Genomic DNA, 26161 nt, shown 5'->3' with positions numbered 1-26161 from the left:
CTGGCTAACACAGGGTTAATTTTGCGCAGCACGCCAGACGCAAACACTGGCCGTTTCCCGTCGGCTCGTGCTACCAAACCTTCTGACCCGCCAACGGCAGGAGGGCCGTCATGAACATCGTCATTGCCGGAGCCGGCAGCATCGGGTGCTATTGCGGCGCGTTACTGGCCGATGCGGGGCATCAGGTCACCTTGCTGGGTCGCGCCCGAATTCTGGACCCGATCCGGGGGCAGGGCCTGACGGTGACCGATTTCTCGGGCCTGCATCGTCACATCGCGCCGGACAGATTGACCCTGAGCGAAGACCCGGCCTGCCTGTCCCGGGCCGGGATCGTGATTGTGTCGGTCAAAACGGGCGCCACGGCGGATCTGGCGGCGGATATAGCCCGCTTCACACCGACAAGCGCACCGATTGTGTCGTGGCAAAATGGTATGGAAAACGCACGCATCCTGCGCGCAGCCTTGCCGGGGCACGATGTGCGCGCCGGAATGGTGCCATTCAACGTTGTGCCGACAGAACCCGCCTGTTTTCACCGGGCAACCTCCGGCGATATCATAATCGAAAGCGGATCAGGCGCATTGGGCCAGACGCTGGGCAGCGCGGATTTGCCGGTGTCTGAAAGTGACGATATTCAGGCGGTGCAATGGGGCAAACTGGTCATCAACCTCAACAACGCCCTGAATGCCCTGTCCGGCCTGACCCTGCGCGAACAGCTCATGAACCGGGCGTGGCGGCGTTTGATGGCCGATCAGATGGGTGAAGCACTGCGCGTGCTGAAAGCCGCCGGTCATCCCGTCGCGTCGACCACGCCGCTTCCGGCGTGGATGACGCCATATGTTTTGCGTCTGCCAACACCGCTTTTTACCCGGATTGCATCCCGGATGCTGACCATTGACCCCAGCGCACGCACATCCATGGCCTATGACCTGGCGGCAGGCCGGCCGACGGAAATCGACAGTTTGCAGGGCGAGATCGTTCGCATCGCCAATGAAGCAGGCACTTCGGCGCCACTATGCACAAAGGTTCAGGCCCTGATCGAAAGGGCCCCTGCCGAGCCTTTGACACCGGACCGGGTCCGGGCTTGAGACAGCTCAGGAAAACGCCGTCAGCACCCAGAATATCACCGCAGACATTGCCGCTGCCGCAGGCACTGTAATGACCCATGCCGCCACAATGGTCATGAAATGTGACCGGCGTACCAGCTTGCGGCGTTGGTACTCTTCAGGTGCCAGTTGCAACTCGGACGAGCGCCGGCGGTTGGTAACTTTCCGTCGGCGGTCCGAGTGCCACTCGCGGTAGAAGCCAACCCCGAAAACCGCGCCCACAGCGATGTGGGTCGAGCTGACGGGCAGGCCCAGCCAACTGGCGAAGATTACCGTAATGGCTGCCGACAGGGCCACGCAGAATGCGCGCATCGGGTTCAGTTTGGTGATCTGGCTTCCGACCATGCGGATCAGCTTGGGGCCGAACAGGAACAGGCCAAACGAAATGCCGAAGGCTCCGATGACCATCACCCATGTGGGAATGGACACCTTGGCCGAGAAATCGCCGAACTCTGCCGCGTGCACAATCGCCGCAAGCGGGCCAACCGCGTTGGCGACGTCATTGGCACCGTGGGCAAAACTCAGAAACGTGGCCGAAATCACCAGAGGCAACCCGAACAGGGTTTTCAGCGACCGGGTGCGGTTTTCAAGACCTTCGGACTTTCGTCGCACCCAAGGCACGGTAACCGCCCAGACCAGCAGGGCTGCGGCCAGACCGATCAGCAGGGCGTATTCCAGATCAATCTTCACGATCCGCTTCAGGCCCTTGACGGACAGATAGGTGGCAAATGCCCCCGCCATGACCGCGACGAGGATCGGAACCCAAAAGCGGGCAGCGGCAATCTTGTCGTCCTGATACTGGATCTTGGCCTTGATCAGCGCAAGGAAACAGGCGGCGATTGCGCCGCCCAGCACCGGCGAAATGACCCAGCTGGCGGCAATGGCCCCCATGGTGCCCCAGCTCACCGCGCTCAGCCCGGCCGCCGCAATTCCGGCGCCCATGACGCCGCCGACCACCGAATGGGTCGTGGACACCGGCGCGCCGATCCAGGTGGCCAGGTTGACCCACATAGCCGATGAAATCAGCGCTGCCATCATCGCCCATATGAAGACGTTGTTGTTTTGCACCGACATCGGATCGATGATGCCTTTCGAGATGGTCGAAACCACATCGCCGCCGGCCAACAAAGCTCCGGCGCTTTCGGCCACGGCGGCGATCAGGATCGCACCGCCCATGGTCAGAGCGTTGGCACCTACCGCAGGGCCCATATTGTTGGCCACGTCATTGGCGCCGATATTGATCGCCATATAGGCCCCGAACCCTGCGGCCGCGACCACGATCAGACTGCCATCGGCCTGACCGAACAGTACCGCTGCGGACAAACCGGCCAGCGCGATGAAGGCCAGCGCGATCCCCGGGGCCAGCAACGGCCGCGCCACATGCGCATTCGCATGCTCGAGCCGTGAAATACGGTGAAGGTCGCTGTCCAGTGCGCGCCAGCGGGATTTGGTCTGCGATTCTGACATCTGTTTGGGCCGTTAGGGATTTGGATGCAGGCCGCTAACGGTTTTCGGCAGGTTGGGCAACCGACATGTCATCAATTTTACGTTTTACTGTTACAAATGCAGCAGCAAATCGCGCAATTCCGGCTCGTTCACACGTTCCGCGGCCACTTTGGGCGACACCCAGCACCGCTGACGTTCATGCGCCTCGGGGTATTGATCCGACAGTTCCGTCACCGGTATGCGGTAGACATTTGTCCGGACCGCCTGGGATGTGCCGTCCTTCAGGATCTTGTCATAGGTGAAATGCCCGATCGGCGTTTTGTCGAAAGAAGTGGCCCGCACGCCGGCCTCTTCCCACGCTTCCTGCAAAGCGGTCTCGGCCCCGTCGAGGCCGTCAATCGGCCAGCCCTTGGGAATGACCCACCTTTTGGTTTCGCGGCTGGTGATCAGCAGAACATCCTCACCGGTTTCGGTTCTGCGTGTGCAAAGCGCGGCAAACTGCACCCGTTCCGGGCGCTGAAACAGAGGTTTTCCGACCTCGTTCCAGAGCTTTTGTAGCTTGTTTTTCATGTGTTCGCGTCAGTTTCCATAACCTACATTAGGCAGATATCATTTAGGAACCTAACGGAGTGTTTTCAACGAGCTTTCATTTCCGGAAAGTGTTGCCGCTCCGACTCTACCACGTGCTCACGCACACCCGGTGGCGGTCACGAAAATTCGCTGGAAATCCCGCGCGGGGCGCTGTCTTCACTTGTGGCGCCTGTTGGCGCGAAGGGTCGGGTCGGCCTGAGTCGGATCTTCCGGCCAGGGGTGTTTGGGATATTGCGCCCGCATATCCTTGCGCACATCCGCATAGGACCCCGCCCAGAAACCCGGCAAATCGCGGGTGATCTGGATCGGGCGCTGCGCCGGTGACAGCAGCGTGATCTTCAACGGCTCATCCCCGATGACCGGGTGGCGCGTCACTCCGAACATTTCCTGCAACCGGACCGAGATTTCGGGCACCGCCCCGCCATAGTCGATCGGAATTTTCCGACCCAGCGGTGTCTCGAACGATCCTGGTGCGCGGCGGTCCAGCTCTTGCGTCTGCGTCCAGTCCAGTCGCGCCCGCAGGGCAGGCAACAGATCGAAGCGTTTCCAATCCTCGGCATTGCGCACGCCCGCCAACATCGGCAGTAACCAGCTTTCCAGATCCGCCAGCAGCCCTTCGACCGAGAAGTCCGGCAGGTCCACCCCTCCGGCCCGGACCAGTTCCACCCGGGAAGCAAGCCGGGCGGCGGCCCCGTCCAGACGCAACCCCAGATCGCGTACACCGTCCAACATGGCGCGCGCCACCTGTTCTGCGGGCACGTCCTTCCAGATCCTGTCGTCCAGAGCGATCGCCCCGAACCTTTCCTGCTGGCGGGCCACGACCCTGCGTTCGCGCCTAGACCAGTCGCAACTGTCGATCCATGCGATCTGATCGATGAACAGGTCGCGGATGTCCCGCTCGGTGATCTGCACCGCCATTCGCACGCGGGCCTCACGCGGGTTTCCGTCCGTATCGATCACCACCAGATAGGGTGCGGCGGCCAGCGTGTCGCCATTGTCCAGCACAACACCCTTGCCGCCTGAAAGGACATAGCGTGGTACGTTCCCCTTGCGCCGCTGACCGACGCGGTCGGGATAGGCCAGCGCCGCCATGGTCGCAGGGGACAATTCACCAGCCCCGCCGGACTGCGCCCGCAACCGCCTGGTTTCGCCCTTGATGCGCTCCACAACACTCATGTTCACCGGCCAGACCCGATTACGCTGGAAAGCGCGTGGGTCTCGTAATGCCTCAAGTCGAAGGGACAGATCGGCTGGCGCGCCCTTCAACGGATCCCGTTCGGCCATCAACGCCGCCAGCGGCGCGGCGTCAGCACCCGCGTGCACCAGCATGTGCCCCAAACGAGGGTGCAGGGGCAGCGCCGCAAGCGCCCGCCCGTGATCAGTGATCCGCCCACGGGCATCCAGCGCACCCAGCATCGCCAACAGTGCCCGCGCTTCGGACATGGCCCCCTCGGGTGGTGGCGTCAGAAATGCCAGATCGCCCGGTTCGGCCCCCCACAATGCAAGCTCCAGCGCCAGCCCGGTCAGATCTGCCGCCTCGATTTCGGCGGGTGGGTAGGCGGCCATGGCGCCATCCTCGCCTTTCGACCACAGCCGATAGCACAGGCCTTCGGCGACACGACCGGCTCGGCCCGCACGTTGCGTGGCCTCGGCCCGCGTGACCCGTTCGGTCACCAGCCGGGACATGCCCGATCCGGCATCGAACCGCGCCCGTCGCGCCTGTCCCATGTCGACCACCACCCGTATGTCGGGGATGGTCAGAGAGGTTTCGGCAATTGATGTTGCCAGCACCACCTTGCGCCCCTGATCAACTGGCGCAATTGCGGCGCGCTGGGCGGCAAAGGGCATTGTCCCGAACAAGGGCCGTACCACGCAGTCGCCGGGCAACCGCCCCGACAAGGCCGACTCGGCGCGCCGGATTTCACCTTCGCCCGGCAGAAACACCAGCATCCCGCCGCCTGCCGGGCGGCTTTCACGCTCAGCCCGCACGACCAGATCGACCAGCGCATCCAGCCGTCGTGCCTGCGCGCTCAAAGGCCGGTCCAGCCAGCGTGTTTCAACCGGGTAGCTGCGCCCTTCTGACGTCACCAGGGGGGCATCCATCAGCTGCCCCACCGGTTCTGCATCCAGTGTCGCCGACATCGCCAGCAGGATCACGTCGTCCCGCAGCGCAGCCGTGACCTCAAGACACAGGGCCAGACCCAGATCAGCATTCAGGGACCGTTCGTGGAATTCATCGAAAATCACCGCGCCAATACCCGGCAGGTCGGGTTCGGACTGCAGCATCCGGGTCAGAATACCTTCGGTCACAACCTCGATCCGGGTCGTTTTCGAGACTTTGGCATCGCCGCGCACCCGATAGCCCACGGTCTGGCCTGCGCGCTCTCCCAGGGTTTCGGCCATGCGCTCGGCCGCCGCCCGCGCAGCCAGACGCCGGGGTTCCAGCATCACGATCCTGCCATCGCACAGACCGGCGTCGAGCATCGCCAGTGGCACCCGGGTGGTTTTGCCCGCGCCGGGCGGGGCCTGCAACACGGCACGGCCCCGCGCCTTCAGCGCTGAGATCAGATCGGGCAGGGCATCATCTATCGGCAGTCGGGTCATGCCGCCTTATCCCCAATGGCACCGCCAAGGTCCAGAACGCGTGCGCCGAAACCTTGCCGCGGGCACTGGACAAACCCGGGCCCACTCCGTCATCTAGGGCAAATTTCGACGAGGGACCCATCCATGAACACCGCCGAGCTTGGGGACAGAATTCTGCAGGGCGACCGCCGCGCGCTGGCACGCGCCATCACGTTGGTCGAAAGCCGCCGCGCCGATCACCGGGCGCAGGCCGCCGAATTGCTGTCCCATCTGGCAACAGCGGATCGGCAATCGCTGCGCATCGGCCTTTCGGGGACGCCGGGTGTCGGCAAATCCACCTTCATCGAAAGCTTTGGCATGATGCTGACGGGGCAAGGGCTGCGCGTCGCGGTTCTGGCGGTCGACCCCAGTTCGGCCCGCTCGGGCGGCTCGATTCTGGGCGACAAGACCCGGATGGAACGGCTGAGCCGCGAGAAGAACGCTTTTATCCGCCCGTCCCCCAGCCAAAGCCACCTGGGAGGTGTTGCCCGCCGCACGCGCGAGGCGATTGCCCTGTGCGAAGCGGCCGGCTTTGACGTGGTGCTGATCGAAACCGTGGGCGTCGGCCAGTCCGAGACCGTGGTTTCGGAAATGTCCGATCTGTTCCTGCTGCTGCTTGCGCCCGCAGGCGGCGACGAATTGCAGGGCGTCAAGCGCGGCATCATGGAAATGGCCGACATGATTCTGGTCAACAAGGCCGACGGCGACCTGAAGGCCACCGCCACCCGCACCTGCGCCGATTATGCCGGTGCGCTGCGCCTGCTGCGAAAACGTCCGCAGGACCCCGAAGGTTTTCCGAAGGCGATGACCGTCTCGGCGGTCGAGGAACATGGGCTGGAACAGGCCTGGGACGAGATGCAATCCCTCACCCAATGGCGCCGCGACAACGGTCATTGGCACGCGAACCGAGCTGCGCAGGCCCGCTTCTGGTTCGATCAGGAGGTGCGCCATGCCCTTCTGGCGCAGCTTGACGCACCCGAAATCCGCGCCGAGATGGAGCGGCTGAGCGCCGAGGTTGGATCAGGCGATATCAGCCCCACCGCAGCGGCGGAGCGTATGCTCGGCACCCTATCCGGGCAGTAGGTTCGGGCCGGAATTCCGCCAAAGGTGGTGCGATTCCATCTAATGTTGTATTATATATGAATACTTAACGGGATCCGGGCGCTCGGGCGCTCGTCCCTCAAGGTGGCACATGTTGATGCCGCAGGGCAGGAGCCAGACTGAACAGATCAACGGGAACTGTCGATCATGCCCAATATCAATGGCACCAACGGTGCCGACAACATCGACGTCACCAACAACAACGGCACCCTGAACGGTACGCCGCAAGGGTCGCCGATCGACAATATCCGTGGGCGGCAGGGCAATGACGTCATCAACGTCTCGAACAGCACGATCGTGGGTGATGTGCGCGGTAATGCCGGAAGCGATGACATCACCATCACGGGCAGCGCCATCGGCGGCACGCTGGCGGCCGGCAGCGCAGGCGACACGGTCACCGTCCGAGGGTCGGACGTTTCCAACATCCGCCTGGGCGGCGGCAATGATACGCTCGATTTCCAAAGCACCAATGTGTCCGGCGATATACGCGGTGGCGGTGGAACCGATACGCTGAACCTGCCTGCGGGCACGGTCATCACCGACAACACATTTGGCACCATCACGGTTGTGGCCGGGACAGGTTATTCGTTGTCCAGTGGCACGTTCACCCTGCCATCGGGCAGCACCGTGACCTATTCCACCTTCGAAAACGGAGCCGGTGTTCCCTGCTTTACCCGCGACACGAAAATTCAGACCGAACACGGACCCGTGCCCATCCAGAACCTGCGCACGGGCAACAGACTTCCCACCGGCGGCCACGGGCTGCAGCCCATCCGCTGGATCGGTCGCCGCCGCATGGGCGCAAAGACTCTTGCCGCCAACCCCAAACTCCGGCCTGTCCGGATCCATGCCGGAGCCCTGGGCGGCGGGTTGCCGCAGCAGGATCTGTTGGTCTCCCGGCAGCACCGCATGGTGGTGCGGTCGAAAATCGCCATGCGCATGTTCGGCGCGCCCGAGGTGCTGATCCCCGCAATCAAGCTGACGCAACTGCCGGGTATCCATGTTGATGACACGCTGGCTGAGGTTGAGTATTTTCACCTGCTCTTTGACCGGCACGAGATCATCTTCGCCGAAGACGCCCCCACCGAAAGCCTTTTCACCGGACCCGAGGCGCTCAAGACCCTCAGCGATGCGGCCCGCGAGGAGATTTTCGCCATTTTCCCGGAACTGGCGGACGTGACACATGAGACGGATCCCGCCCGTTTCATTCCGCGCGGGCCGCAACAGGCCCGGCTGGTCGCGCGCCACTTGCGCAACAACAAGCCCCTGCTTCTGAACTCGTGATCCGGGCAGCAAGGATTGCGAATATTGCCCGAAACGGATAGCTCGGTCTGACATCGTGGATTACCTCCGAAGGTGTCGGAAAGAATTCGCAGCATCCGTCTTGACCCTTCCGCCGATTCCCACTACACGCATCCAACCAGTTTTCGGGCGCGACTTCGGGTTGCGCCCCTTGTGATTTGGCCGCAGGCAGTAGCCCGGCCTCCAGAAACAAAGGAAGAAACCATGTCGCGCCGTTGCGAACTGACCGGAAAAGGCCCGATGACTGGCAACAATGTCAGCCACGCCAACAACAAAACCAAGCGTCGCTTTCTGCCGAACCTGAACGACGTTACTCTGCAGTCCGAAACACTGGGCCGTGGCGTCAAGCTGCGCATCTCGGCTGCTGCTCTGCGTTCGGTTGACCACCGCGGTGGTCTGGACGCGTTCCTGGCCAAAGCCAAAGACGATGAGCTGTCGGCAAACGCGCTGAAAGTGAAAAAGGAAATCGCCAAGGCACAAGCCTCGGCCTGATCTTTCTCACAGCAAGAGTTTTGGCCCTGCACCCGCCCGGTGCGGGGCCTTTTTCTTGGCCTGATTGCAAACTGTTCCTCAAAGAGAAATAGTTTTATTCTCTTTCGTGAAATTGTTCACAGACGCCCATCGGTTGCGGGTCTATTGTCTGACTCGCAATTCCGGTGGAGATTGTGGATATGTCGTTAAAATCGTTTTACTTTTTCTCTCTGTTGGCTACCGTTTGCGCCAGAACCTTTGCGGCCTGCACGCGGATGCAGAGACGGGTGAACCATCTTCACACCAGCCTGACCAAAAGCCAAGTCCGTCGTAACGGCGTGGATACCTGACGCGGAGAAAAGGACGCAGGCGAATGCCCTTGTGACGCGCGCGAAAGCGGGCGTATATCGCGGATAAGATGAGATCCGTATTCAAGCAAAATCTGGCTCTGGCCATTTCCCTGCTCGTCATTCTGACCGGGCAGGGGGTGGCTGTATCGCGGGGGATGGACCGCGCCGTTGGTCAGATGGTGCTGTGCACCGGAACCGGCCCGGTTGTCGTCTACATGGACGAAGACGGCCAGCCCACCAAAGCCCCGCATTACTGCCCTGACTACGCCCTGAGCCTTCTGGGGGCGTTGGCGGCGGCGCAACCTGAGTTGCCTGCTGCTCCGCGCCTTTCGCAACCGGCCCCATTGCCGTTGGCCGAAAACCTCGTCGCCCGGACGCTGCCGCGCAAACCGGCCCGCGCGCCTCCTTTTCTGATCTGATTCCAAACCAGTTTTCAGATCAAATCAAAGGAGAGGCACAATGTCCTTCAAATCCACCCTGTTCGCCACCATCGCCACCGTAGCCATGGCCACTACCGCATTTGCCCAGGACCTGATCCTGGTCGAAGACGCCTATGCCAGATCTTCGGGCAAATCGGCCAAGGCGGGCGCAGCTTTCATGATGATCCGGAATGACAGCGGTCAGGATGACCGTCTGATCGGTGTGACGTCGGATGTGGCAGCACGGGTCGAGCTTCATACCCACGAGGTAGACGAAAACGGCGTCGCCAAGATGATGCATGTCGAGGAAGGCTTTGCCATCCCCGCGGGCGAGGTCCACATGCTGAAACGCGGCGGCGATCACGTGATGTTCATGGGCCTGAAGCAGCCGTTCGAACAGGGTGCAACCGTTCCTGTCACCCTGATTTTCGAACAGGCCGGTGAAGTCACGGTCGAGGTCCCGGTCGATCTCGAGCGTCAGGATCAGGGCGGCCACGGCTCGCATTCCAACTGAACCAACGCCCGTCTTCAGGCCGCTCTGCGGCCGTCATCCATGCGTCAGGCCGGCGCTTTAGCCCGGCCTGTTGCCCTTTGGCGGTCCGGGTATGTTTGCTATCTGTTGACGACTCGCATGGCGATCCGGTCATGGGTCCGTTTGAACCGGGCCGTCAGCCAGAACATTACGGCGGCAAATGCCAGCGCGGAAAACGCGATTGCCCATCCCAGCGCCACCAACCCGCTCCCGGGCCAGAACATCAGAACCAAACCGATCAGAATGGCGATGATTCCGGAATTGCGCAGGGTCGGCCCTGCCGGGTCCATCTCGTGCATCTGCCGCCACGTCATGACGGATCCGATCCCGACAATCAGCACCCAGGCCCCAAGCAGGAAGAAGGCAAGCCGGGCGGTCCCTTCGGGCCATATCAGCAGGATAAGGCCAATCAGCACGGCGCTGATGCCAAACCCGCCAATCAACCCGCGCCGCCCGAACCCCAGCAACGTCAGCCCGCCATCGAGAATCAGCAACAGACCGACCAGTTGCAACAGAACCGTGATGCTGCCGGTCGGCCAGAACAGGGCTGCAAGCCCAAGTGCGGCGGCCATCAGCCCACGCAGCAGGAATGTCCACCAAAGATTGGCGAGCTTGTCACCAAGCGCGTCCCGCCCTGCAAATGTGCCGTCTTCCAGAACTTCACCGCTCCGGGTCTGATGTTCCTCCATCGGCGTCTCCTGTCTTCGGGTCTCATCCAATACGCGTGAACCCGGTTGTAACGGATGGCATCAGGTGCGATCCAGCAGCCGATCCACCCACCCGGGCACGATCTGTGTGGCCGGGCCAAATACCGTCTCATCAAAATGGGACGCTCCGGAGGACGGTTCAAGGTTCAGCTCGATCGTCTGCGCCCCGGCGGCCTGCGCCTCGTGCACAAAAGCCGCCGCAGGATAGACCTGACCCGATGTGCCGATGGCGGCAAAGATCGCGGCGTCGGCCAGATGATCATAGATGTCGTCCATGAAATAGGGCATCTCGCCAAACCAGACGACATCGGGGCGGGCGGTTGGATGGTCACAGGCGGGACAACGTTCGCCCACTACCATTTCCGTCGGGGCCTTCCAGCGATGGTTGCAGGCTGAACACAATGCGCCGGCCAGAGTGCCATGCATATGGATGACCCCTTTGGCACCGCCCGCCTCATGCAAGCCGTCAACATTCTGGGTCACGATGACCACGTCTCCGCGCCAATCCCGCTGCAGCCGTGCCAAGGCTTCATGCGCCGCGTTCGGTTGTACCTGCGCGGCCTGTTTTCTGCGGGCATTGTAGAACCCGTGGACCAGCGCCGGATCGCGGGCAAAACCTTCGGGCGTGGCCACATCTTCGATGCGGTGCTGCGCCCATAATCCGCCTTCATCGCGAAACGTGCTCAACCCGCTTTCGGCTGAAATTCCGGCACCGGTCAGAATGACGATCTTTCCCATGTCTCCTCCGCGCGCTAAACCTTGGCTCATGACCCACCGTATCCTGTTTGTCTGTCTCGGCAATATCTGCCGCTCACCCGCGGCCGAGGGCGTGTTCCGCGCCCGTGCCCCGCAGCACGAAACCGACAGCGCCGGCACCATGGGCTGGCACACCGGCAATCCGCCCTATGGCCCGATGCAGACCGCCGCCAACGCCCGGGGCATCGACCTGAGCGACCTGCGCGCGCGGCAGTTCCTGGCGGCCGATTTCAACCGGTTCGACCTGATCATCGGGATGGACGCCAGCAACTTGGCAGACATCGAGGCCTTGCGCCCACCGGGCAACCAAACCCCTGTCCGCCTGCTGACAGACTTCGCGCCCCAGACCGGGGCCGACCATGTGCCCGATCCGTACTATACCCGTGATTTTGACGGTGCGCTTGACCTGATCGAAGCGGCGGTCGAAGGGCTTGACGCCCACCTGAGGGCTTAGCCGATCACCTTCAGCCGGTCGCTGAGCCACGGCACCTGCTCGATCGCGGGGTCAAGGATATGGCTCCGCATCAGCCTTTGAATCATGCCCGCAATCTCGCGCGGAACCTCGTCGGGCCAGTCCGTGCGGGTGAACAGTGAGATGGTGCGCGAAAACGCTCCGAACGGGGCCGGATAGACTTCAAGCCCGTCATGAAACCGCGCCGCCCGCATATAGCCGAGCGGTGTGGTGATCGCCCAGCCCAAGCCCCGCGCCACCATCGCCATCAGTGCCAGATGCGAGCCGATCTCGAACCGTTCCTCGAACTCGACCTGCTGCCGCGCCAACTGGCTCTCGATCTGGCGGCTGATCAACTGTTCGCGGGCATACCGCAGGAACGGCAAGTCCCGCAGCGCGGCCTCCACACCTCCGGCGCCCTTGGGGGCCACCAGTATGAACGGATCGCGGACCAGAGGGTACTCGACCACCCCCTCCAGCACCTCGCCGCTATGGGCCGAGACCGCCAGATGCAACCGCTGCTCCTCAAGCGCCTGAAACAGGTCAAGGCTGGACAGCGTGATCAGCTTGAATTTCGACCGGGTCAGGCTGTCGGCCAGCAACGTTGCCAGGCGTGGGGTCAGTTCGTTGTCGAAATCGTCGATCAGACCGATGGACAACGTGGCCAGATGCCCCAGGTCCATCACGGAAAGCTCGCTCTGCGCCATCTGCAATTCGGCCAGCACGGCCCTGGTCCGGGCAAGAAAGCTGCGCCCGGCCTGTGTCAGCCGCATCGGTCGCCGCCCATGATCCACAAGCTCGGCCCCCAGCGCGTTTTCCAGATTGCGCAACTGCTGGCTGACCGACGGCTGGCTGAGCCCGGTGATCTCGGCCGCCTGCGCCACCGATCCCGTCCGCGCCAGCGCCTCGAACACTTCGAGGCCGCGCAAGCTCAGCCCTTTCATAACCATGCAAAATCCTCTCGCTGCGCCTTTTCTGAGGGGCAGCGGGCGTCAGGTCAAGGATTGCGTCCGGCTTAGCTGCAGATCGCCTGCGCCATCTGGCCGAAGTTCTGATACCGATCCCACAGCGCGTCATCGCGCGCGGTTTTCGACATCTTTAACTCCTGCGCCTTGTGTGGGTCGGTAAACCACTTGGCGACGGTCTTCTGGTCGCTGCGCGTCAATGCCTGATTGGCCACATGCTGAATGCAGCTGCACCGATCCCGCGTCGCCGCCGCCCGGTCGGACGCCAGACATGCCTGTTTGATCTTGGCCGCATACGAAGGGGCCGGAGCCACCGCCGTCAGCGACGCCGCACAGAATGCGATTAAGAGGAACTGTTTCATACTCGAGCCTCGTTTTTTGCCTGCCCGGAGGGATCTGACGCCCCCCTCGGTCTGCGGCGGAGTATGAATTAATCGGGGGTTCGGATCAATCATGCGTTGCGAAAAAGTGATTACTGGGGTCAACCCCGCCACACCCGTAGGCCGGGCTTCAGCCCGGCACCGGTCAAGGCAGGAACGCCAACTACTCTTGAACAGCTTCAATGGACGCTTCGATTGTCTGGAATACTCGGCAGTATGCACTGGCCCCGGCGACCGGAATGTTCCATCGGATAACCCCTTCTTCGGCAGGATCAGTTCTGCGCGCACCAGACCTGCAGGTCTTCCAATCCAACCTTCAGCATCTGTCCCTCAGGCAAGACACGATTGCCGACGCAGGTGACGGCAGTTTCACTGCAACCCACCGCAGAGCACAGTATTGTCGGCATTCGTTTGCCAAGCTCCAATTCTTTCTTGGCTCAGGTTCCGATTGCAGTCGTTCTCCACCTTGACCGCCTTAAAAAACCCGCTAATACGCGGAACATGACAGACCTCGCTCATATCCGCAATTTCTCCATCGTCGCGCATATCGACCATGGCAAATCCACCCTTGCCGACCGGCTCATCCAGGAGACCGGAACGGTGCAGGATCGCGACATGAAGGAACAGCTGCTCGACAGCATGGACATCGAGCGCGAGCGGGGCATCACCATCAAGGCCAACACGGTCCGGATCGACTATACCGCCGACAACGGCGAGCAATACGTGCTGAACCTGATCGACACCCCCGGCCACGTCGACTTCGCCTATGAGGTCTCGCGGTCCATGCGCGCGGTCGAAGGGTCGCTGCTGGTCGTGGACTCGACCCAAGGGGTCGAGGCGCAGACGCTTGCGAACGTCTATCAGGCCATCGACGCCGATCATGAGATCGTGCCGGTGCTGAACAAGATCGACCTGCCCGCGTCCGACTGTGACCGCGTGGCCGAGCAGATCGAGGACGTGATCGGCATCGACGCGACCGACGCCATTCAGGTCAGCGCCAAGACCGGGCAGGGCATCCATGAGACGCTGGAAGCCATCGTGCGTCAGCTGCCCGCGCCGAAGGGCACTCTGGATGCGCCGCTCAAGGCGATGCTGGTCGACTCGTGGTACGACGCCTATCTGGGTGTGATCGTTCTGGTCCGCATCATGGACGGCACGTTGAAAAAGGGTATGCGGGTCAAGTTCATGTCAAACGGCACCCTGCACCATGTCGACCGCGTCGGCGTGTTCCGGCCCGAAATGCAGATGATCGACAGCCTTGGCCCCGGCGAGATCGGCTTTCTCACCGCCTCCATCAAGCAGGTCCGCGACACCCGCGTCGGTGACACCATCACCAATGACCGCAACGGCACCGAAGTCGCCCTGCCGGGCTTCAAACCCGCGCAGCCGGTGGTCTTCTGCGGCCTCTTTCCCGTGGACTCGGCCGAATTCGAGGACCTGCGCGACGCGATCGACAAACTGGCCCTGAACGACGCCAGTTTCAGCTTTGAAATGGAAACCTCGGCCGCGCTGGGCTTTGGCTTTCGCTGCGGCTTCCTGGGCCTCTTGCACCTCGAGGTCATCCGCGACCGCATCGAACGCGAATATGATATCGACCTCATCACCACGGCGCCGTCGGTGATCTACCACGTCTTCATGAAAGACGGTGAGATGATCGAGCTGCACAACCCCGCCGACATGCCGGACCTGTCCAAAGTCGATCATCTGGAAGAACCGCGCATCAAGGCGACCATTCTGGTGCCCGACGAATACCTCGGCGACGTGCTGAAACTCTGCCAGGACCGTCGCGGCATCCAGATGGATCTGACCTATGCGGGCAGCCGCGCCATGGTCGTCTATGACCTGCCGCTGAACGAGGTCGTCTTCGACTTCTACGACCGCCTGAAATCGGTGACCAAGGGCTATGCCAGCTTCGACTACCAGATGACCGGCTATCGTGAGGATGCGCTGGTCAAGATGTCGATCCTTGTGAATGACGAACCGGTCGATGCGCTGTCGACCATGGTTCACCGCGACCGGGCCGAGATGCGGGGCCGGGCGATGTGCGAAAAGCTCAAGGACCTGATCCCGCGCCACATGTTCAAAATCCCGATCCAGGCCGCCATCGGAGGCAAGGTCATTGCCCGCGAGACCCTCTCGGCGCTGCGCAAGGACGTGACCGCGAAGTGCTACGGAGGCGACGCCACGCGGAAACGCAAACTGCTGGACAAGCAGAAGGCCGGTAAGAAGAAGATGCGCCAGTTCGGGAAGGTCGATATCCCGCAGGAGGCATTCATCTCTGCATTGAAGATGGATAGTTAAAGGCTGGCCATTTTTAAGGCGGCTGAGCAAAAGCTGTTGGCGCAGCCAACTGCGTGCCCGCGCGGTGGGGTGGGTGAGCGATCGAGTTTTCTAAGAAGGGTGTTCCACTATCGGCACGATTGCCCGAAGAATTTTTAGTGGCAGATCTGCATGGATACAGCCAATCATTCCGAGGACGATGTGGTAGATTCGATCCGCATCTTGGAGCGCCTCTTCAATGTTTTCTTGCGTCACGGCAATTGTTGCACGTTTGAAGTCGGGGTCGTTTCTCGAGCCATTGTTCGTCACATAGTCGACACGTAGGAATCCATTGAGCGATCCGAAAAAAGCGCCATGTGCAGCCATATGTCGGTTTTGAACAAATCTTGTTATCCAATTTGACAACGCCAACAAGTCTTCATCGAAACCGAAGTTTTTCGCTAGTCTGCTAGATTTTTTCAATTCTTTAATGAGCTCTTTAGTAGAGAGCTTTCGAACTTGGCAGTACCGAGCGAACCAGTCTTTGTTTTCTGGCTTCAGTCCATTTAGGCAAACAATCAACGCGCTTGTCAAAAGTTCGATATGAGCACAGGTTTGTAAATAGAGCCCGAGATCATAGACGAACTGTTTTGGAAGTAATCCTTCCATAGCCGTGCCTCTGTCAGGATACTGATCATTCATACATTTACTCGAACTGTTGCTCTTTCAAAAAGCTGATTGAGTTTGAAATGAACAACTACCGCAAGAATTTGTTTTTATCTTCCATTTTTTGACGCTGTCAAACCGACTCAGCCGCCGGGCGGCACAGCCGGGCTTTGCCGGCCCGCCCCCGTCAAACCGAAGACTTGCCTCCAGCAAAACGGGCGGCGCGTTAACGCTTCCCCTCAGACTAGCGCTGCCCTCAAATCCATCGACCACCCGCTACGCCATACGCGCAATTTAGACCCAACCATCTGATCAGAATGTGGTATTGTCTCTCCGGGGGACCGCGTTCAGGTGGACGCATTTCTTGTCCAGAAACTTGCAACGCCCAGGCCTCAGAAACGAGAGGGTATAATGCAAAAGTTCTTTCAGACGACCGCAATCTCTGTCCTTGCCATCGGACTGTTCGCCGCCTCGGCATCCGCGGAAACCTATGATTCCGCGGGCAAGGGGATGGGTATGAATGCCAACGAAGTCTATGGCATTTCTGACGGCCACGCGGTGGTGAAAACGCAGACCAATTACGACAGTTTCGAGGTCCCGTCCGGCCATCCGCTGGAAGGGGCGACAGGGGCCTGCTTTGGCGCTTTGCTGATCAATGCGGGCGCGGCCTCGGGCACTGGCAATTGCGTGTTCGACACCGCGTCAGGGGACAAGGCGGTGCTGAGCTGGGTCGCCAAGGGTCTCGGCGCGGATGGCGCGCTGACCGGGGACTGGACGGTGTCGGGTGGCACTGGCGGATGGGGCACCGCTTCGGGGAGCGGCACGTTTTCGTCGCTGACCGATCAGGAAACCAAGACGTTCGTGAACACGATAACCGGCAGTATCACGATGAACTGACTTTCCAGTTCAAAGCAATGGTATCGGGCGTGCGGGCAGGGGTTCGCGCGCCCGAACCGCGTGGGCATCGCCTGAGCGTTGGATGAACCGATCATGAAGTTTCCCTTAGGTAAGTTGTAACCCGCTTTCGCCCTCCCAATCTGTTTTGCAGAGAGAAGGAGAGAGCCCATGACCAGATACATGACTGCCGGAGCCGCCGCTCTGGCCACCACCCTCGCCCTTGGAACCGCCGCGCTGGCAGATGCCACACCGGATCTGCGCGGCACCTGGGCCGGCAGCTACACCACGGTATCACCGTCGCGCACAGCCACCGGTGACGTGCCGCGCTTTAACAATGCCGAATGGGTGCTGCATATCGAAAAGCAGCAGGACAACGTGTTCTGGGGACCCAGCAAATGGCGGCGTGCGGCCAGCGAGGACTGGACTGTCTATGACGCCACAGGCTCGGTCAGTCTGGACGGGTCGGGCAAGATCGGCATCGTCGAAAGCTCGGCCGATCCGACGATTGGCGTGAATGCCCTGATCGATGCCCGCTATGAGGATGGCAAGATCTATGCGGATTTCCGTAGCCTGCGGAACGGAACGACCTACAGCACTGTTCTGGAACGTCAGGTGAACTGAAGTGTTTCCGGCCCGGTCGGGCTGTAGGGGGTACTGGCTGTCGTTGGCAGCGCGTAATAGGTAATCCCGCCCGGGCCGGAACGCTTCTCAAAAACGGAACCAGCGTCTCCGCCAGGAGGGGACGGGCCGGGCGGCAAGCTCGCCGCCCGCGACAGGGTCCAGACCGCCCGGCGCAAGAATGCGGCGTTCCTTGGCGCGGGTCATCTGGATTTCGCGAACCTTCAGCGCGGCCCCGTGCGCGGTGACATAGGTGCCGTCCGGCCCCGGTTCCATCCCCGGAATGTTCCGTCCCAGCGACCACATTCCGCGGATGCCGTTCAGGGGATGTTTCCACCCGATCTCGTCATCGTCCTGCAGGTGCCAGATTCGGTTCACCTCGGCGACCGAGATCAGCACCGCCGGCAGTTTGCCGTGGCGGGTCAGGATGATCACCTCGCGGGGATCCTGAGCGCGGGTGACCAGATCACCCAGATGGGCGCGGGTCGTGGAAAATTGTGCAGCGCATCGGCGAATCTCCGTATGTACGATTCGAAAGATCGCGGGTCCGATGGATGTATTAACCCTGCAATTTCGGCCTAAGGCACAGCGCGGGGCCTTCGCACCTGCAGAAATCGCCCAAAATCGGGCCGCTGTTTCATGTCCGGACTTATCCACCCTCAACCCCACGCGGCATCGCGGATTTCAGAGTTGTCCACAACTCTTTCCCGGTGGATACCAACAGGTTATCCCCGTCTAATTTTTATGCTGCAGTGCTATTTTCTTGTCGGCTGAGGGTGTGAATGTAACAGTCTGATCACCGCAGCGGTTCTTAGGAACCCAAGCGGGACGCAAGGGCCAAGGGGGCCGCGGTGATGAAGGCGGATCTTAGGATTTAGTTTTGATCACAATGGCTTACCGGTGGCGGATCGGTTGAGTTGGGCTTTATGTCCGGATCAGATGATCAGCCTCTCAGACGGTTCGTGCGTGCTGCGCCGCGACATTGAGCGTGACGTAGCAGCTTTGGTCCTTTCGGGGGCCGGGCAACTGGATCGTGATGTCTTTCGGGACGGATCGGACCGGCAAGGCGTCAGGGGTGTCCGCAAGGATACATGCAAAGACCGCGTCTGCGCACCTGACGCCTTTTCCTTTTTCGAACCCCGGGTTCATACAGGCTGCCACTACTCACCTGCCAACGAGAGCGGGGTTCTTTTGCTTGAGCAAAAGAACCCCGCATTTGTGTCAGGATATGCAATGCCGCGTCTATGCACCTGTGGGTAACATCCTACATGACCTTTTTGAGGTGCGCAACTATATATGGGGTGTGCTGTCGCCGCTTGCGCAATATGCAGAGGCCGCTCGGTAGTTGTTCAATGTGTGGCTATTGAGTTTTTTGGCCTGTCCGTTGTCCGTAGTGGAACAGTTGTCAGGCGTGTTTCCCAGCGCAGAATAGCTCGTAAACCACTTCCAGTATCCGGCGCGGGCGATCATCTGCCAGGCGATAATAAATGGCTTTGCCTTCCCGGCGGGGCGTCACAAGGCCTTCCAACCGCAAACGGGAAAGTTGTTGCGATACAGCGGCCTGACGGGCAGACAGCAAAGTCTCCAGCTCGGTCACAGATTTCTCTCCGGACACCAGATGGCACAGGATCATGAGGCGACCTTCGTGACTGATAGCTTTTAGAAAGTTGGACGCTTCTGTGGCGCTGGTCACCATACGGTCTAGGTCTTCAGGGTTCATGTCCTGTGCGAGCTGAGGCAGTGCCATTGTTCCGATCCTTCTTGGCCCGATAAAGGGGCAGGTGTTAACCAATTACAGACGCTCAATATGGGCTGTGTAGATACAGTTATTGATCATGCATCACAATATGCACGCATCAAAATACCGTGATGAAAGACATAAGCCACCGAAGCCAAACCGCATTTCGATGATTTTCCGGACACCGATCCAAACCACGAGCGCCCTCAAATGCCACTCGACAATTCCAAAAGCAAGAATACCTGACCGATGTCAGCCGACCCCTTGCGGCCCCTCTGTGCCGATACTAAGACTCGTGTAACTTTTCTTCGGGTAGTGTCCCGATCCATAGCAAAGCAGGCAGGTTCCGAATGTTCGATCCCGTAGACACATATATGAACACTCTTGTCCCGATGGTCGTCGAACAGACCAGCCGGGGCGAGCGCGCATACGACATCTTCTCGCGCCTCCTGAAAGAGCGGATCATTTTCATCAACGGTCCGATACACGATGGCATGAGCCACCTGATCGTGGCGCAGCTGCTGCACCTTGAGGCGGAAAACCCGAACAAGGAAATCTCGATCTACATCAACTCGCCCGGCGGAGTCGTCACCAGCGGTTTGTCGATTTACGACACAATGCAGTACATCAAGCCGAAATGTTCGACATTGGTGATCGGTCAGGCGGCCTCGATGGGTTCGGTTTTGCTGGCTGGGGGCGAGAAAGGCATGCGCTTTTCGCTGCCCAACAGCCGGATCATGGTGCATCAGCCCAGCGGTGGCTATCAGGGTCAGGCCAGCGATATCATGATCCATGCGGCCGAGACGCAAAAGCTCAAGGATCGCCTGTATGATATCTACGTGCGTCATACCGGACAGACCAAAAAGGCGGTTGAAAAAGCGCTGGATCGTGACAATTTCATGAGCCCGGAAGAAGCCAAGGACTGGGGCCATATCGACGAGATCGTCGAAAACCGCGCCAAGACGGGCGGAGAAGAGGCCTGAGTTCAAAACCTCGCGCGCACTGCGCGAGGTGCGATTTTGAGATTGTAGCGGCCCCGGCGCTGGCCTAAGCTGCGTCAAAAGGCGGCAAGCGCGGCTCGAGGGGGTCGCTGGGATGGAGCCCGAAAGGTAGAACATGGCGACGAATTCAGGCGGTGACGGCAAGAACACGCTCTACTGCAGTTTCTGCGGCAAGAGCCAGCATGAGGTGCGCAAACTGATTGCCGGCCCGACCGTGTTCATTTGCGACGAATGCGTCGAGCTGTGCATGGATATCATTCGCGAGGAAACCAAGGCCAGTGGTTTGAAATCTTCGGATGGCGTGCCAACGCCCAAGGATATCTGTGAGGTGCTGGACGATTATGTCATCGGTCAGGCCACTGCCAAACGGGTTCTGTCGGTTGCCGTGCACAACCACTACAAGCGCCTGAACCATGCCCAGAAGGCGGGCAATGATATCGAGCTGGCGAAATCGAACATCCTGCTGATCGGCCCCACCGGTTGCGGCAAAACCCTGCTGGCGCAAACGCTGGCACGGATTCTGGATGTGCCTTTTACCATGGCGGATGCGACGACGCTGACCGAGGCCGGATATGTGGGTGAGGATGTCGAAAACATCATCCTCAAGCTGCTTCAGGCCAGCGAATACAACGTCGAGCGTGCGCAGCGCGGCATTGTCTATATCGACGAAGTCGACAAGATCACGCGTAAGTCAGAAAACCCATCGATCACCCGCGATGTCTCGGGCGAGGGCGTCCAGCAAGCGCTGCTGAAACTGATGGAAGGCACAGTGGCCAGTGTTCCGCCGCAAGGTGGCCGCAAGCATCCGCAGCAGGAGTTCCTGCAGGTGGATACCACGAATATCCTGTTCATCTGCGGTGGTGCGTTTGCCGGGCTCGACAAGATCATCGCGCAGCGCGGCAAGGGTTCGGCCATGGGTTTCGGCGCAGACGTCCGCGAGAATGACGAGCGCGGTGTCGGCGAGATTTTCAAGGATCTTGAGCCGGAAGACCTGCTGAAATTCGGCCTGATCCCGGAATTTGTCGGCCGTCTGCCGGTTCTGGCCACGCTGGAAGATCTGGATGAGGACGCGTTGGTTACCATCCTGACCAAGCCCAAGAACGCCTTGGTCAAGCAATATCAGCGTCTGTTCGAGCTGGAAGATGCCGAACTGGCCTTTACCGATGACGCATTGCAGGCAATCGCCAAGAAGGCCATCGAACGCAAGACCGGCGCGCGTGGTTTGCGCTCGATCCTCGAAGACATCCTGCTGGATACCATGTTCGACCTGCCGGGGATGAAAAACGTGACCGAAGTGGTGGTCAATGAAGAGGCCGTGATGTCAGACGCTCAGCCTCTGTTCATCTATGCCGATGCCGGACAGGAATCCGCCTCTGCGGGTTGATCGGACACGGTTCTGAAAAGTCGGTTGGTTTCGCCCTTTCCAGGGGGGCGCTGCCCCCATCGAGGCAGAGCCTCTCGAAAGCACCGCGGTGCAAACCCCGGATGAACCTTCTTAAGGAGAGCAGTGTGATCAAGCGTATTTCCTCGGGCGGCGAGTTTGAGGCCAAGGTCGGATATTGCCGCGCGGTTGTGGTCGGTGGGCTTGTTCATGTCGCGGGCACGGTCGGGCAGGGCGATACGGTAGCCGAACAATGCCGGTCCGCGTTGGGTATCATCGAAAAGGCACTGGCCGAGGCCGGAGCGGGTTTCGCCGACGTGGTTCGGGTCACCTATATGCTGCCGGACCGGATGGAATTTGCGCCGTGCTGGCCAATCCTGGCCGAAATATTCGGAGAGCACCCTCCGGCAGCGACGATGATCGAGTGTGGCCTGATCGACCCAAAATACAGGATCGAAATAGAAGTAACCGCGGTTTTGCCGGAATGACGCAGATGCGTTGCGTGGTACTGGACCTTGCCCGGCCTTTGGTCCATACCTTCCTTGACTTAAATGCCGGAGGCAACCGATGGGAATCCTGAACACTCTATTGCGGGCGGTGACCTGGTGGAATGGGGCGACCCTGAACACACGGATTTTCACCTCGCGCAATGGCATCAAGGTTGGCGAAGACAACGAAGGCAATGTTTTTTACCGCAATGCCGATGACAGCAAGCGCTGGGTCATCTTCAATGGCGAGGTCGAGGCCAGCCGGGTCGATCCGGATTGGCACGGTTGGCTGCACCGTACCTGGGATGAGCCGCCCACCGACAAACCGCTTGCGCACAAGTCCTGGGAAAAACCGCATCAGGAAAACCTGACGGGAACAGCTTTGGCATACATGCCTGCTGGATCGTTGCGCCGGGCCGAACCGGTCGAGCGATCCGACTATGAGGCCTGGAGCCCGGAATAGGCGAGGCGAGCGATGTCTACCCATAACATGACCGAAGTCTTGGTCGGCGGTGTTGTACTGGCATGCGCCGTCGCATTTGGCGTTTATGCCAGCCAATCCACCGGCCTGTCGCAAAACCGCACGGGCTATGAACTGGGCGCATCCTTCCGATCCCTGGAAGGTGTGGGGGTCGGAACAGACGTGCGCTTGGCGGGGGTGAAGATCGGGACTGTGACGGGTGTCGAACTGAACGCCGATACCTATCGTGCCGATACAACCTTCACGATTGCGGATGGTGTCCTGGTGCCGGATGACAGTGCCATCGTGATCTCTTCCGAGGGGTTGCTCGGCGGGAACTTTGTTGAAGTCATGCCCGGCGGTTCGCCCTTCTTTTTTGAACCCGGAGACGTGGTCGAGGATACGCAGGGTGCCGTCAGCCTGATCTCACTGCTGGTCAAGTTTGTGGCCGGAGACGGCAGCGAATGATGCGCGCAGCGCTTTTGGCGCTTGTCCTGTCCGCAACCGGCGCAATGGCCCAGCAAAAAGTGGCGTCGGGGCCGGGTGCTATGCTGCGTGGTCTGGACAAGGTCAGTGGCCAGACCGTTGATGTCGAGTTGCAAAGCGGCGAGACGCAGACCATCTTTGGGCTGGATGTCGCTTTGGGCGATTGCAGGTATCCGATTGAAAACCCCACCGGCGATGCGTTTGCCTTCCTGACAATCTGGGAACAGGGCAAGACCGAGCAATTGTTTGACGGCTGGATGATTGCAACCTCGCCCGCGCTGAATGCGCTGGACCATTCCCGTTATGACGTTTGGGTAATCCGCTGTATGACCCCCTGAGGGGTTTGAGAGATTTCGGCGGAAAAATGAGCGCTGGCATTGACCGCCCTTTCCAGAGCCTGCTGGTAGCGCGCGCGCGGGATTTCAATTGCGCCAAGCGAGGCTAGATGTGCGGTCAGAAACTGCGTGTCGAACAATTGAAATCCGGTCTGACTTAATCGGTCCACCAAATAGGCAAGGGCGATCTTCGACGCATCGGTATGGTACGAAAACATGCTTTCGCCAAAAAACGCGGCACCGAGGGCCACGCCATAGACGCCTCCGACCAATCTGCCTTGGGCGTATATTTCCAGCGAATGGGCATGGCCCGAGCGATGAAGCTGCAGATATAGATCGCGCAGTTCGGCGTTTATCCAGGTGTCCGCGCGGTCTGCGCACCCATCGACAACGCCGGCGAAGTCACGATCGATTGAAACCGAATAATCCGCGTTTCGTATGCGACGGGCCAGGCTTCGGGAAATGTGAAACCCATCCAGCGGAAACACTCCGCGCAGTTTGGGATCAACCCAAAACAGTTCAGCCGCGTCGCGGTGCTCGGCCATCGGAAAGATACCGATGGAATACCCGTGCAGCAGAAGTTCAGGAGACAGGCTCATGATTTATGGCCGGGCATTGGGTGGGTGTGACCACCCAATACCGCTGTCTTACTGGGCCATGTTTTGCGCAAGCCAACGCTCCAGCCAGTGAATGTTGTAGTCACCGCTGTGAATGTCAGATTCCTGCAAAAGCGCGTGGAACAGGGGAACTGTGGTGTCGATACCGTCGACGATCAGTTCACCCAACGCGCGTTCCAGCCGCGCCAGCGCTTCGGCCCGGTCACGGCCCTGCACGATCAGCTTGGCAATCAGTGAGTCGTAATAGGGCGGGATCGAATACCCGTCGTAAAGCGCCGAATCCATCCGGACGCCCAGTCCGCCCGGCGCGTGATACGCTGTGATCTTGCCCGGGCAGGGCGAGAAGTTGGGCAGTTTTTCAGCGTTGATCCGAACTTCGATGGCGTGACCGTTGATCTCCAGATCGTCCTGGCCGAAGGACATCGGCTCACCTGCGGCGACGCGGATTTGCTCGCGCACCAGATCGACGCCAAAGATACCTTCGGTGACGGGATGTTCTACCTGCAGGCGGGTGTTCATCTCGATGAAATAGAACTCGCCTTTCTCATAGAGAAACTCGATGGTCCCGGCGCCGATGTAGTTAATCTTGGCCACCGCATCTGCGCAGACCTTGCCGATCTTGGCGCGTTCTTCCGGAGTGATGCAGGGACCGGGGGCCTCTTCAAACACCTTCTGGTGGCGACGCTGCAGCGAACAATCGCGCTCGCCCAGATGTACGGCCTTGCCTTTGCCATCGCCGAACACCTGAATCTCGATGTGGCGCGGCGTGGTCAGGTATTTCTCGATATAGACCTCGTCGTTGCCAAAGGCGGCCTTGCCCTCGGCGCGCGCGGTCATGAATGCGCTTTCCATCTCGTCGGCATTCATCGCGACTTTCATGCCGCGCCCGCCGCCACCGGCGGTGGCCTTGATGATGACGGGATAGCCGAATTCCTCACCGATCTGCTTGGCTGTTGCCAGATCAGGCACTCCGCCATCCGATCCCGGAACGCAGGGCACGCCCAGGGCTTTCATCGTATCCTTGGCGGTGATCTTGTCGCCCATGATGCGGATATGTTCTGCAGTGGGGCCGATGAAAGTAATGCCGTGGTCCTCGACGATCTGCACGAACTCGGCATTCTCGGACAGGAAGCCATAGCCGGGGTGAATGGCCTGCGCTCCGGTGATTTCACAGGCCGATATGATCGCAGGCATCGACAGGTAGCTTTGCGGGCTGGGCGGAGGGCCGATACACACCGATTCGTCCGCCATACGCACATGCATGGCGTCGCTGTCAGCGGTAGAATGCACGGCGACCGTCTTAATCCCCATCTCGCGCGCGGCACGGATCACGCGCAGGGCGATCTCGCCTCGGTTGGCAATCAGGATCTTGTCGAACATGGGCCCGCCTTACTCGATGATGACCAGAGGGGTGCCGAATTCCACAGCGTCGCCATCGCCGACCAGAATACGTTTGACTGTACCCGACTTGGGGGCGTGGATGTGGTTCATGGTCTTCATCGCCTCGACAATCAGCAACGTGTCGCCTTCGGACACGGATGCCCCGACAGAGATGAAAGAGGGTGCACCGGGTTCGGCCTGCATGTAGACAGTGCCAACCATGGGCGACGTCACGGCGCCGGGGTGGCTGGCGGGATCTTCGGCAGCGGCGGGCGCTTCCGCAGGGGCCGGAGCCGCAGCAGCAACGGGGGCGGCAGCGACCGGTGCAGCGGCCGGAACGGTCATCTGAACCGGGGCAGGCACGGCCTGCGACATGCGGCTGACGCGTACGTTCAGGCTGTCTTCCTCGCCATACTCGCGCTTGACCTGCAATTCGGTCAGGTCATTTTCGCGCAACAGTTCGGCCAATGCCTTGATGAACGCCACATCCGCTTCGTGCTTGGTATCTGTCATGAGTGTCCTCGACGGTTCCCCTTTGGCCCGTCTGTTTCGTGCGGGCTTTGGTCTGATTAGGCAGCGTTATAAGCCATGCGATCGGTCATGAAAAGTGCCGTCTCGCCCTTCTAAATTGGGGTTTTA

General features: G+C 60.3%; 30 protein-coding genes. 16 read left to right on the top strand and 14 right to left on the bottom strand.

Annotated elements, in window-relative coordinates; all coding sequences use genetic code 11:
• Positions 1-110 precede the first annotated feature (110 nt).
• Complete coding sequence (locus ACR1XU_RS17005; RefSeq protein WP_170680873.1) at positions 111-1085, top strand: 2-dehydropantoate 2-reductase; 975 nt, start codon at positions 111-113, stop codon at positions 1083-1085.
• Between the two features lie 6 nt (positions 1086-1091).
• Here the strand turns inward: ACR1XU_RS17005 and ACR1XU_RS17000 are convergent, their stop codons facing one another.
• From ACR1XU_RS17000 to hrpB, 3 genes are all read right to left on the bottom strand, one after another.
• Positions 1092-2570 carry an inorganic phosphate transporter gene (locus tag ACR1XU_RS17000; protein ID WP_170614721.1) on the bottom strand — a complete coding sequence of 493 codons (1479 nt, stop codon included), beginning with the start codon at positions 2568-2570 and terminating at the stop codon, positions 1092-1094.
• 90 nt (positions 2571-2660) lie between these two features.
• A complete protein-coding gene (locus ACR1XU_RS16995; protein ID WP_170614720.1) occupies positions 2661-3119 on the bottom strand; it encodes an NUDIX hydrolase in 459 nt (152 codons plus the stop codon).
• A gap of 177 nt (positions 3120-3296) precedes the next feature.
• On the bottom strand, positions 3297-5744 hold the full coding sequence (gene hrpB, locus ACR1XU_RS16990) for an ATP-dependent helicase HrpB (protein WP_480907500.1): 2448 nt from the start codon (positions 5742-5744) through the stop codon (positions 3297-3299).
• 123 nt (positions 5745-5867) lie between these two features.
• On the opposite strand from hrpB, the gene meaB reads away from it, so the two are divergent.
• The 5 genes from meaB (at position 5868) to ACR1XU_RS16965 (ending at position 9919) form a co-directional block, all read left to right on the top strand.
• Positions 5868-6845: a methylmalonyl Co-A mutase-associated GTPase MeaB gene (meaB, locus tag ACR1XU_RS16985; protein WP_480907498.1), complete on the top strand. Its 978-nt coding sequence runs from the start codon at positions 5868-5870 to the stop codon at positions 6843-6845.
• A 165-nt stretch (positions 6846-7010) separates the two neighbouring features.
• On the top strand, positions 7011-8147 hold the full coding sequence (locus ACR1XU_RS16980; RefSeq protein ID WP_480907496.1) for a Hint domain-containing protein: 1137 nt from the start codon (positions 7011-7013) through the stop codon (positions 8145-8147).
• Positions 8148-8369: 222 nt separating this feature from the next.
• A complete protein-coding gene (gene rpmB, locus ACR1XU_RS16975; RefSeq protein ID WP_170614716.1) occupies positions 8370-8657 on the top strand; it encodes a 50S ribosomal protein L28 in 288 nt (95 codons plus the stop codon).
• Between the two features lie 397 nt (positions 8658-9054).
• Positions 9055-9405, top strand: coding sequence for a hypothetical protein (locus ACR1XU_RS16970; protein WP_170614715.1), 351 nt, complete (start codon positions 9055-9057; stop codon positions 9403-9405).
• 40 nt (positions 9406-9445) lie between these two features.
• Entirely contained in the window at positions 9446-9919 is a 474-nt protein-coding gene (locus ACR1XU_RS16965) for a copper chaperone PCu(A)C (protein ID WP_480812287.1), read from the top strand.
• 98 nt (positions 9920-10017) lie between these two features.
• On the opposite strand, the gene ACR1XU_RS16960 is transcribed toward ACR1XU_RS16965, so the two are convergent.
• Both ACR1XU_RS16960 and ACR1XU_RS16955 read right to left on the bottom strand, forming a co-directional pair.
• Positions 10018-10626: an HdeD family acid-resistance protein gene (locus tag ACR1XU_RS16960; protein ID WP_480907494.1), complete on the bottom strand. Its 609-nt coding sequence runs from the start codon at positions 10624-10626 to the stop codon at positions 10018-10020.
• 60 nt (positions 10627-10686) lie between these two features.
• Positions 10687-11382 (bottom strand): NAD-dependent deacylase, encoded by a 696-nt coding sequence (locus ACR1XU_RS16955; protein WP_480907574.1) that lies wholly within the window; start codon positions 11380-11382, stop codon positions 10687-10689.
• A gap of 28 nt (positions 11383-11410) precedes the next feature.
• Here ACR1XU_RS16955 and ACR1XU_RS16950 point away from each other — a divergent pair, with 28 nt between their 5' ends.
• Positions 11411-11854 carry a low molecular weight protein-tyrosine-phosphatase gene (locus tag ACR1XU_RS16950; RefSeq protein ID WP_480907492.1) on the top strand — a complete coding sequence of 148 codons (444 nt, stop codon included), beginning with the start codon at positions 11411-11413 and terminating at the stop codon, positions 11852-11854.
• Here the strand turns inward: ACR1XU_RS16950 and ACR1XU_RS16945 are convergent.
• Together ACR1XU_RS16945 and ACR1XU_RS16940 are read right to left on the bottom strand one after the other, a co-directional pair.
• Positions 11851-12801, bottom strand: coding sequence for a LysR family transcriptional regulator (locus tag ACR1XU_RS16945; RefSeq protein WP_480907490.1), 951 nt, complete (start codon positions 12799-12801; stop codon positions 11851-11853). The genes ACR1XU_RS16950 and ACR1XU_RS16945 overlap by 4 nt on opposite strands.
• Before the next feature lie 65 nt (positions 12802-12866).
• Positions 12867-13178 carry a hypothetical protein gene (locus tag ACR1XU_RS16940; RefSeq protein WP_170614710.1) on the bottom strand — a complete coding sequence of 104 codons (312 nt, stop codon included), beginning with the start codon at positions 13176-13178 and terminating at the stop codon, positions 12867-12869.
• 519 nt (positions 13179-13697) lie between these two features.
• On the opposite strand from ACR1XU_RS16940, the gene lepA reads away from it, so the two are divergent.
• A complete protein-coding gene (gene lepA / locus ACR1XU_RS16935) occupies positions 13698-15497 on the top strand; it encodes a translation elongation factor 4 (RefSeq protein WP_170614709.1) in 1800 nt (599 codons plus the stop codon).
• A 90-nt stretch (positions 15498-15587) separates the two neighbouring features.
• Here lepA and ACR1XU_RS16930 read toward each other — a convergent pair whose 3' ends face one another.
• On the bottom strand, positions 15588-16157 hold the full coding sequence (locus tag ACR1XU_RS16930) for a hypothetical protein (RefSeq protein ID WP_480907488.1): 570 nt from the start codon (positions 16155-16157) through the stop codon (positions 15588-15590).
• Positions 16158-16532: 375 nt separating this feature from the next.
• Here ACR1XU_RS16930 and ACR1XU_RS16925 point away from each other — a divergent pair, with 375 nt between their 5' ends.
• Together ACR1XU_RS16925 and ACR1XU_RS16920 are read left to right on the top strand one after the other, a co-directional pair.
• Positions 16533-17018: a hypothetical protein gene (locus ACR1XU_RS16925; protein WP_480907486.1), complete on the top strand. Its 486-nt coding sequence runs from the start codon at positions 16533-16535 to the stop codon at positions 17016-17018.
• Positions 17019-17186: 168 nt separating this feature from the next.
• Positions 17187-17639: a hypothetical protein gene (locus ACR1XU_RS16920; protein ID WP_170680848.1), complete on the top strand. Its 453-nt coding sequence runs from the start codon at positions 17187-17189 to the stop codon at positions 17637-17639.
• Between the two features lie 87 nt (positions 17640-17726).
• On the opposite strand, the gene ACR1XU_RS16915 is transcribed toward ACR1XU_RS16920, so the two are convergent.
• The 3 genes from ACR1XU_RS16915 to ACR1XU_RS16905 form a co-directional block, all read right to left on the bottom strand.
• On the bottom strand, positions 17727-18293 hold the full coding sequence (locus ACR1XU_RS16915; RefSeq protein WP_480907484.1) for a type II toxin-antitoxin system Phd/YefM family antitoxin: 567 nt from the start codon (positions 18291-18293) through the stop codon (positions 17727-17729).
• Positions 18294-18587: 294 nt separating this feature from the next.
• The gene (locus ACR1XU_RS16910) at positions 18588-18797 is read right to left on the bottom strand and encodes a hypothetical protein (protein WP_480907482.1); all 210 of its coding nucleotides are present in this window, start codon (positions 18795-18797) and stop codon (positions 18588-18590) included.
• A 244-nt stretch (positions 18798-19041) separates the two neighbouring features.
• Entirely contained in the window at positions 19042-19383 is a 342-nt protein-coding gene (locus ACR1XU_RS16905) for a metalloregulator ArsR/SmtB family transcription factor (RefSeq protein ID WP_170614702.1), read from the bottom strand.
• 341 nt (positions 19384-19724) lie between these two features.
• Between ACR1XU_RS16905 and ACR1XU_RS16900 the strand changes: the two genes are divergently transcribed.
• The 6 genes from ACR1XU_RS16900 (at position 19725) to ACR1XU_RS16875 (ending at position 23528) form a co-directional block, all read left to right on the top strand.
• Positions 19725-20357, top strand: coding sequence for an ATP-dependent Clp protease proteolytic subunit (locus tag ACR1XU_RS16900; protein ID WP_480907480.1), 633 nt, complete (start codon positions 19725-19727; stop codon positions 20355-20357).
• Positions 20358-20490: 133 nt separating this feature from the next.
• On the top strand, positions 20491-21759 hold the full coding sequence (gene clpX / locus ACR1XU_RS16895; protein ID WP_170614700.1) for an ATP-dependent Clp protease ATP-binding subunit ClpX: 1269 nt from the start codon (positions 20491-20493) through the stop codon (positions 21757-21759).
• A 125-nt stretch (positions 21760-21884) separates the two neighbouring features.
• Positions 21885-22244 carry a RidA family protein gene (locus tag ACR1XU_RS16890; protein WP_480907478.1) on the top strand — a complete coding sequence of 120 codons (360 nt, stop codon included), beginning with the start codon at positions 21885-21887 and terminating at the stop codon, positions 22242-22244.
• Between the two features lie 79 nt (positions 22245-22323).
• Positions 22324-22707, top strand: coding sequence for an NADH:ubiquinone oxidoreductase subunit NDUFA12 (locus tag ACR1XU_RS16885; RefSeq protein WP_170680842.1), 384 nt, complete (start codon positions 22324-22326; stop codon positions 22705-22707).
• Between the two features lie 12 nt (positions 22708-22719).
• Positions 22720-23172 (top strand): outer membrane lipid asymmetry maintenance protein MlaD, encoded by a 453-nt coding sequence (gene mlaD, locus ACR1XU_RS16880; RefSeq protein WP_170614697.1) that lies wholly within the window; start codon positions 22720-22722, stop codon positions 23170-23172.
• Positions 23169-23528: a DUF2155 domain-containing protein gene (locus ACR1XU_RS16875; RefSeq protein WP_170614696.1), complete on the top strand. Its 360-nt coding sequence runs from the start codon at positions 23169-23171 to the stop codon at positions 23526-23528. Before mlaD ends, ACR1XU_RS16875 begins: the two co-directional genes overlap by 4 nt.
• Here the strand turns inward: ACR1XU_RS16875 and aat are convergent.
• Genes aat through accB form a run of 3 tightly spaced genes read right to left on the bottom strand, consistent with a single transcriptional unit; the run spans position 23492 to position 26035 of the window.
• The gene (aat, locus tag ACR1XU_RS16870) at positions 23492-24124 is read right to left on the bottom strand and encodes a leucyl/phenylalanyl-tRNA--protein transferase (RefSeq protein ID WP_480907476.1); all 633 of its coding nucleotides are present in this window, start codon (positions 24122-24124) and stop codon (positions 23492-23494) included. The two genes, ACR1XU_RS16875 and aat, sit on opposite strands and share 37 nt — an antisense overlap.
• Before the next feature lie 48 nt (positions 24125-24172).
• Entirely contained in the window at positions 24173-25522 is a 1350-nt protein-coding gene (gene accC / locus ACR1XU_RS16865) for an acetyl-CoA carboxylase biotin carboxylase subunit (protein WP_170614694.1), read from the bottom strand.
• A 9-nt stretch (positions 25523-25531) separates the two neighbouring features.
• Entirely contained in the window at positions 25532-26035 is a 504-nt protein-coding gene (accB, locus tag ACR1XU_RS16860) for an acetyl-CoA carboxylase biotin carboxyl carrier protein (RefSeq protein ID WP_170614693.1), read from the bottom strand.
• Between the last annotated feature and the right edge of the window lie 126 nt (positions 26036-26161).

This window comes from Ruegeria sp. D1(2025), from assembly GCF_056536425.1.
This window is presented reverse-complemented; position numbering and strand designations above follow the sequence as displayed.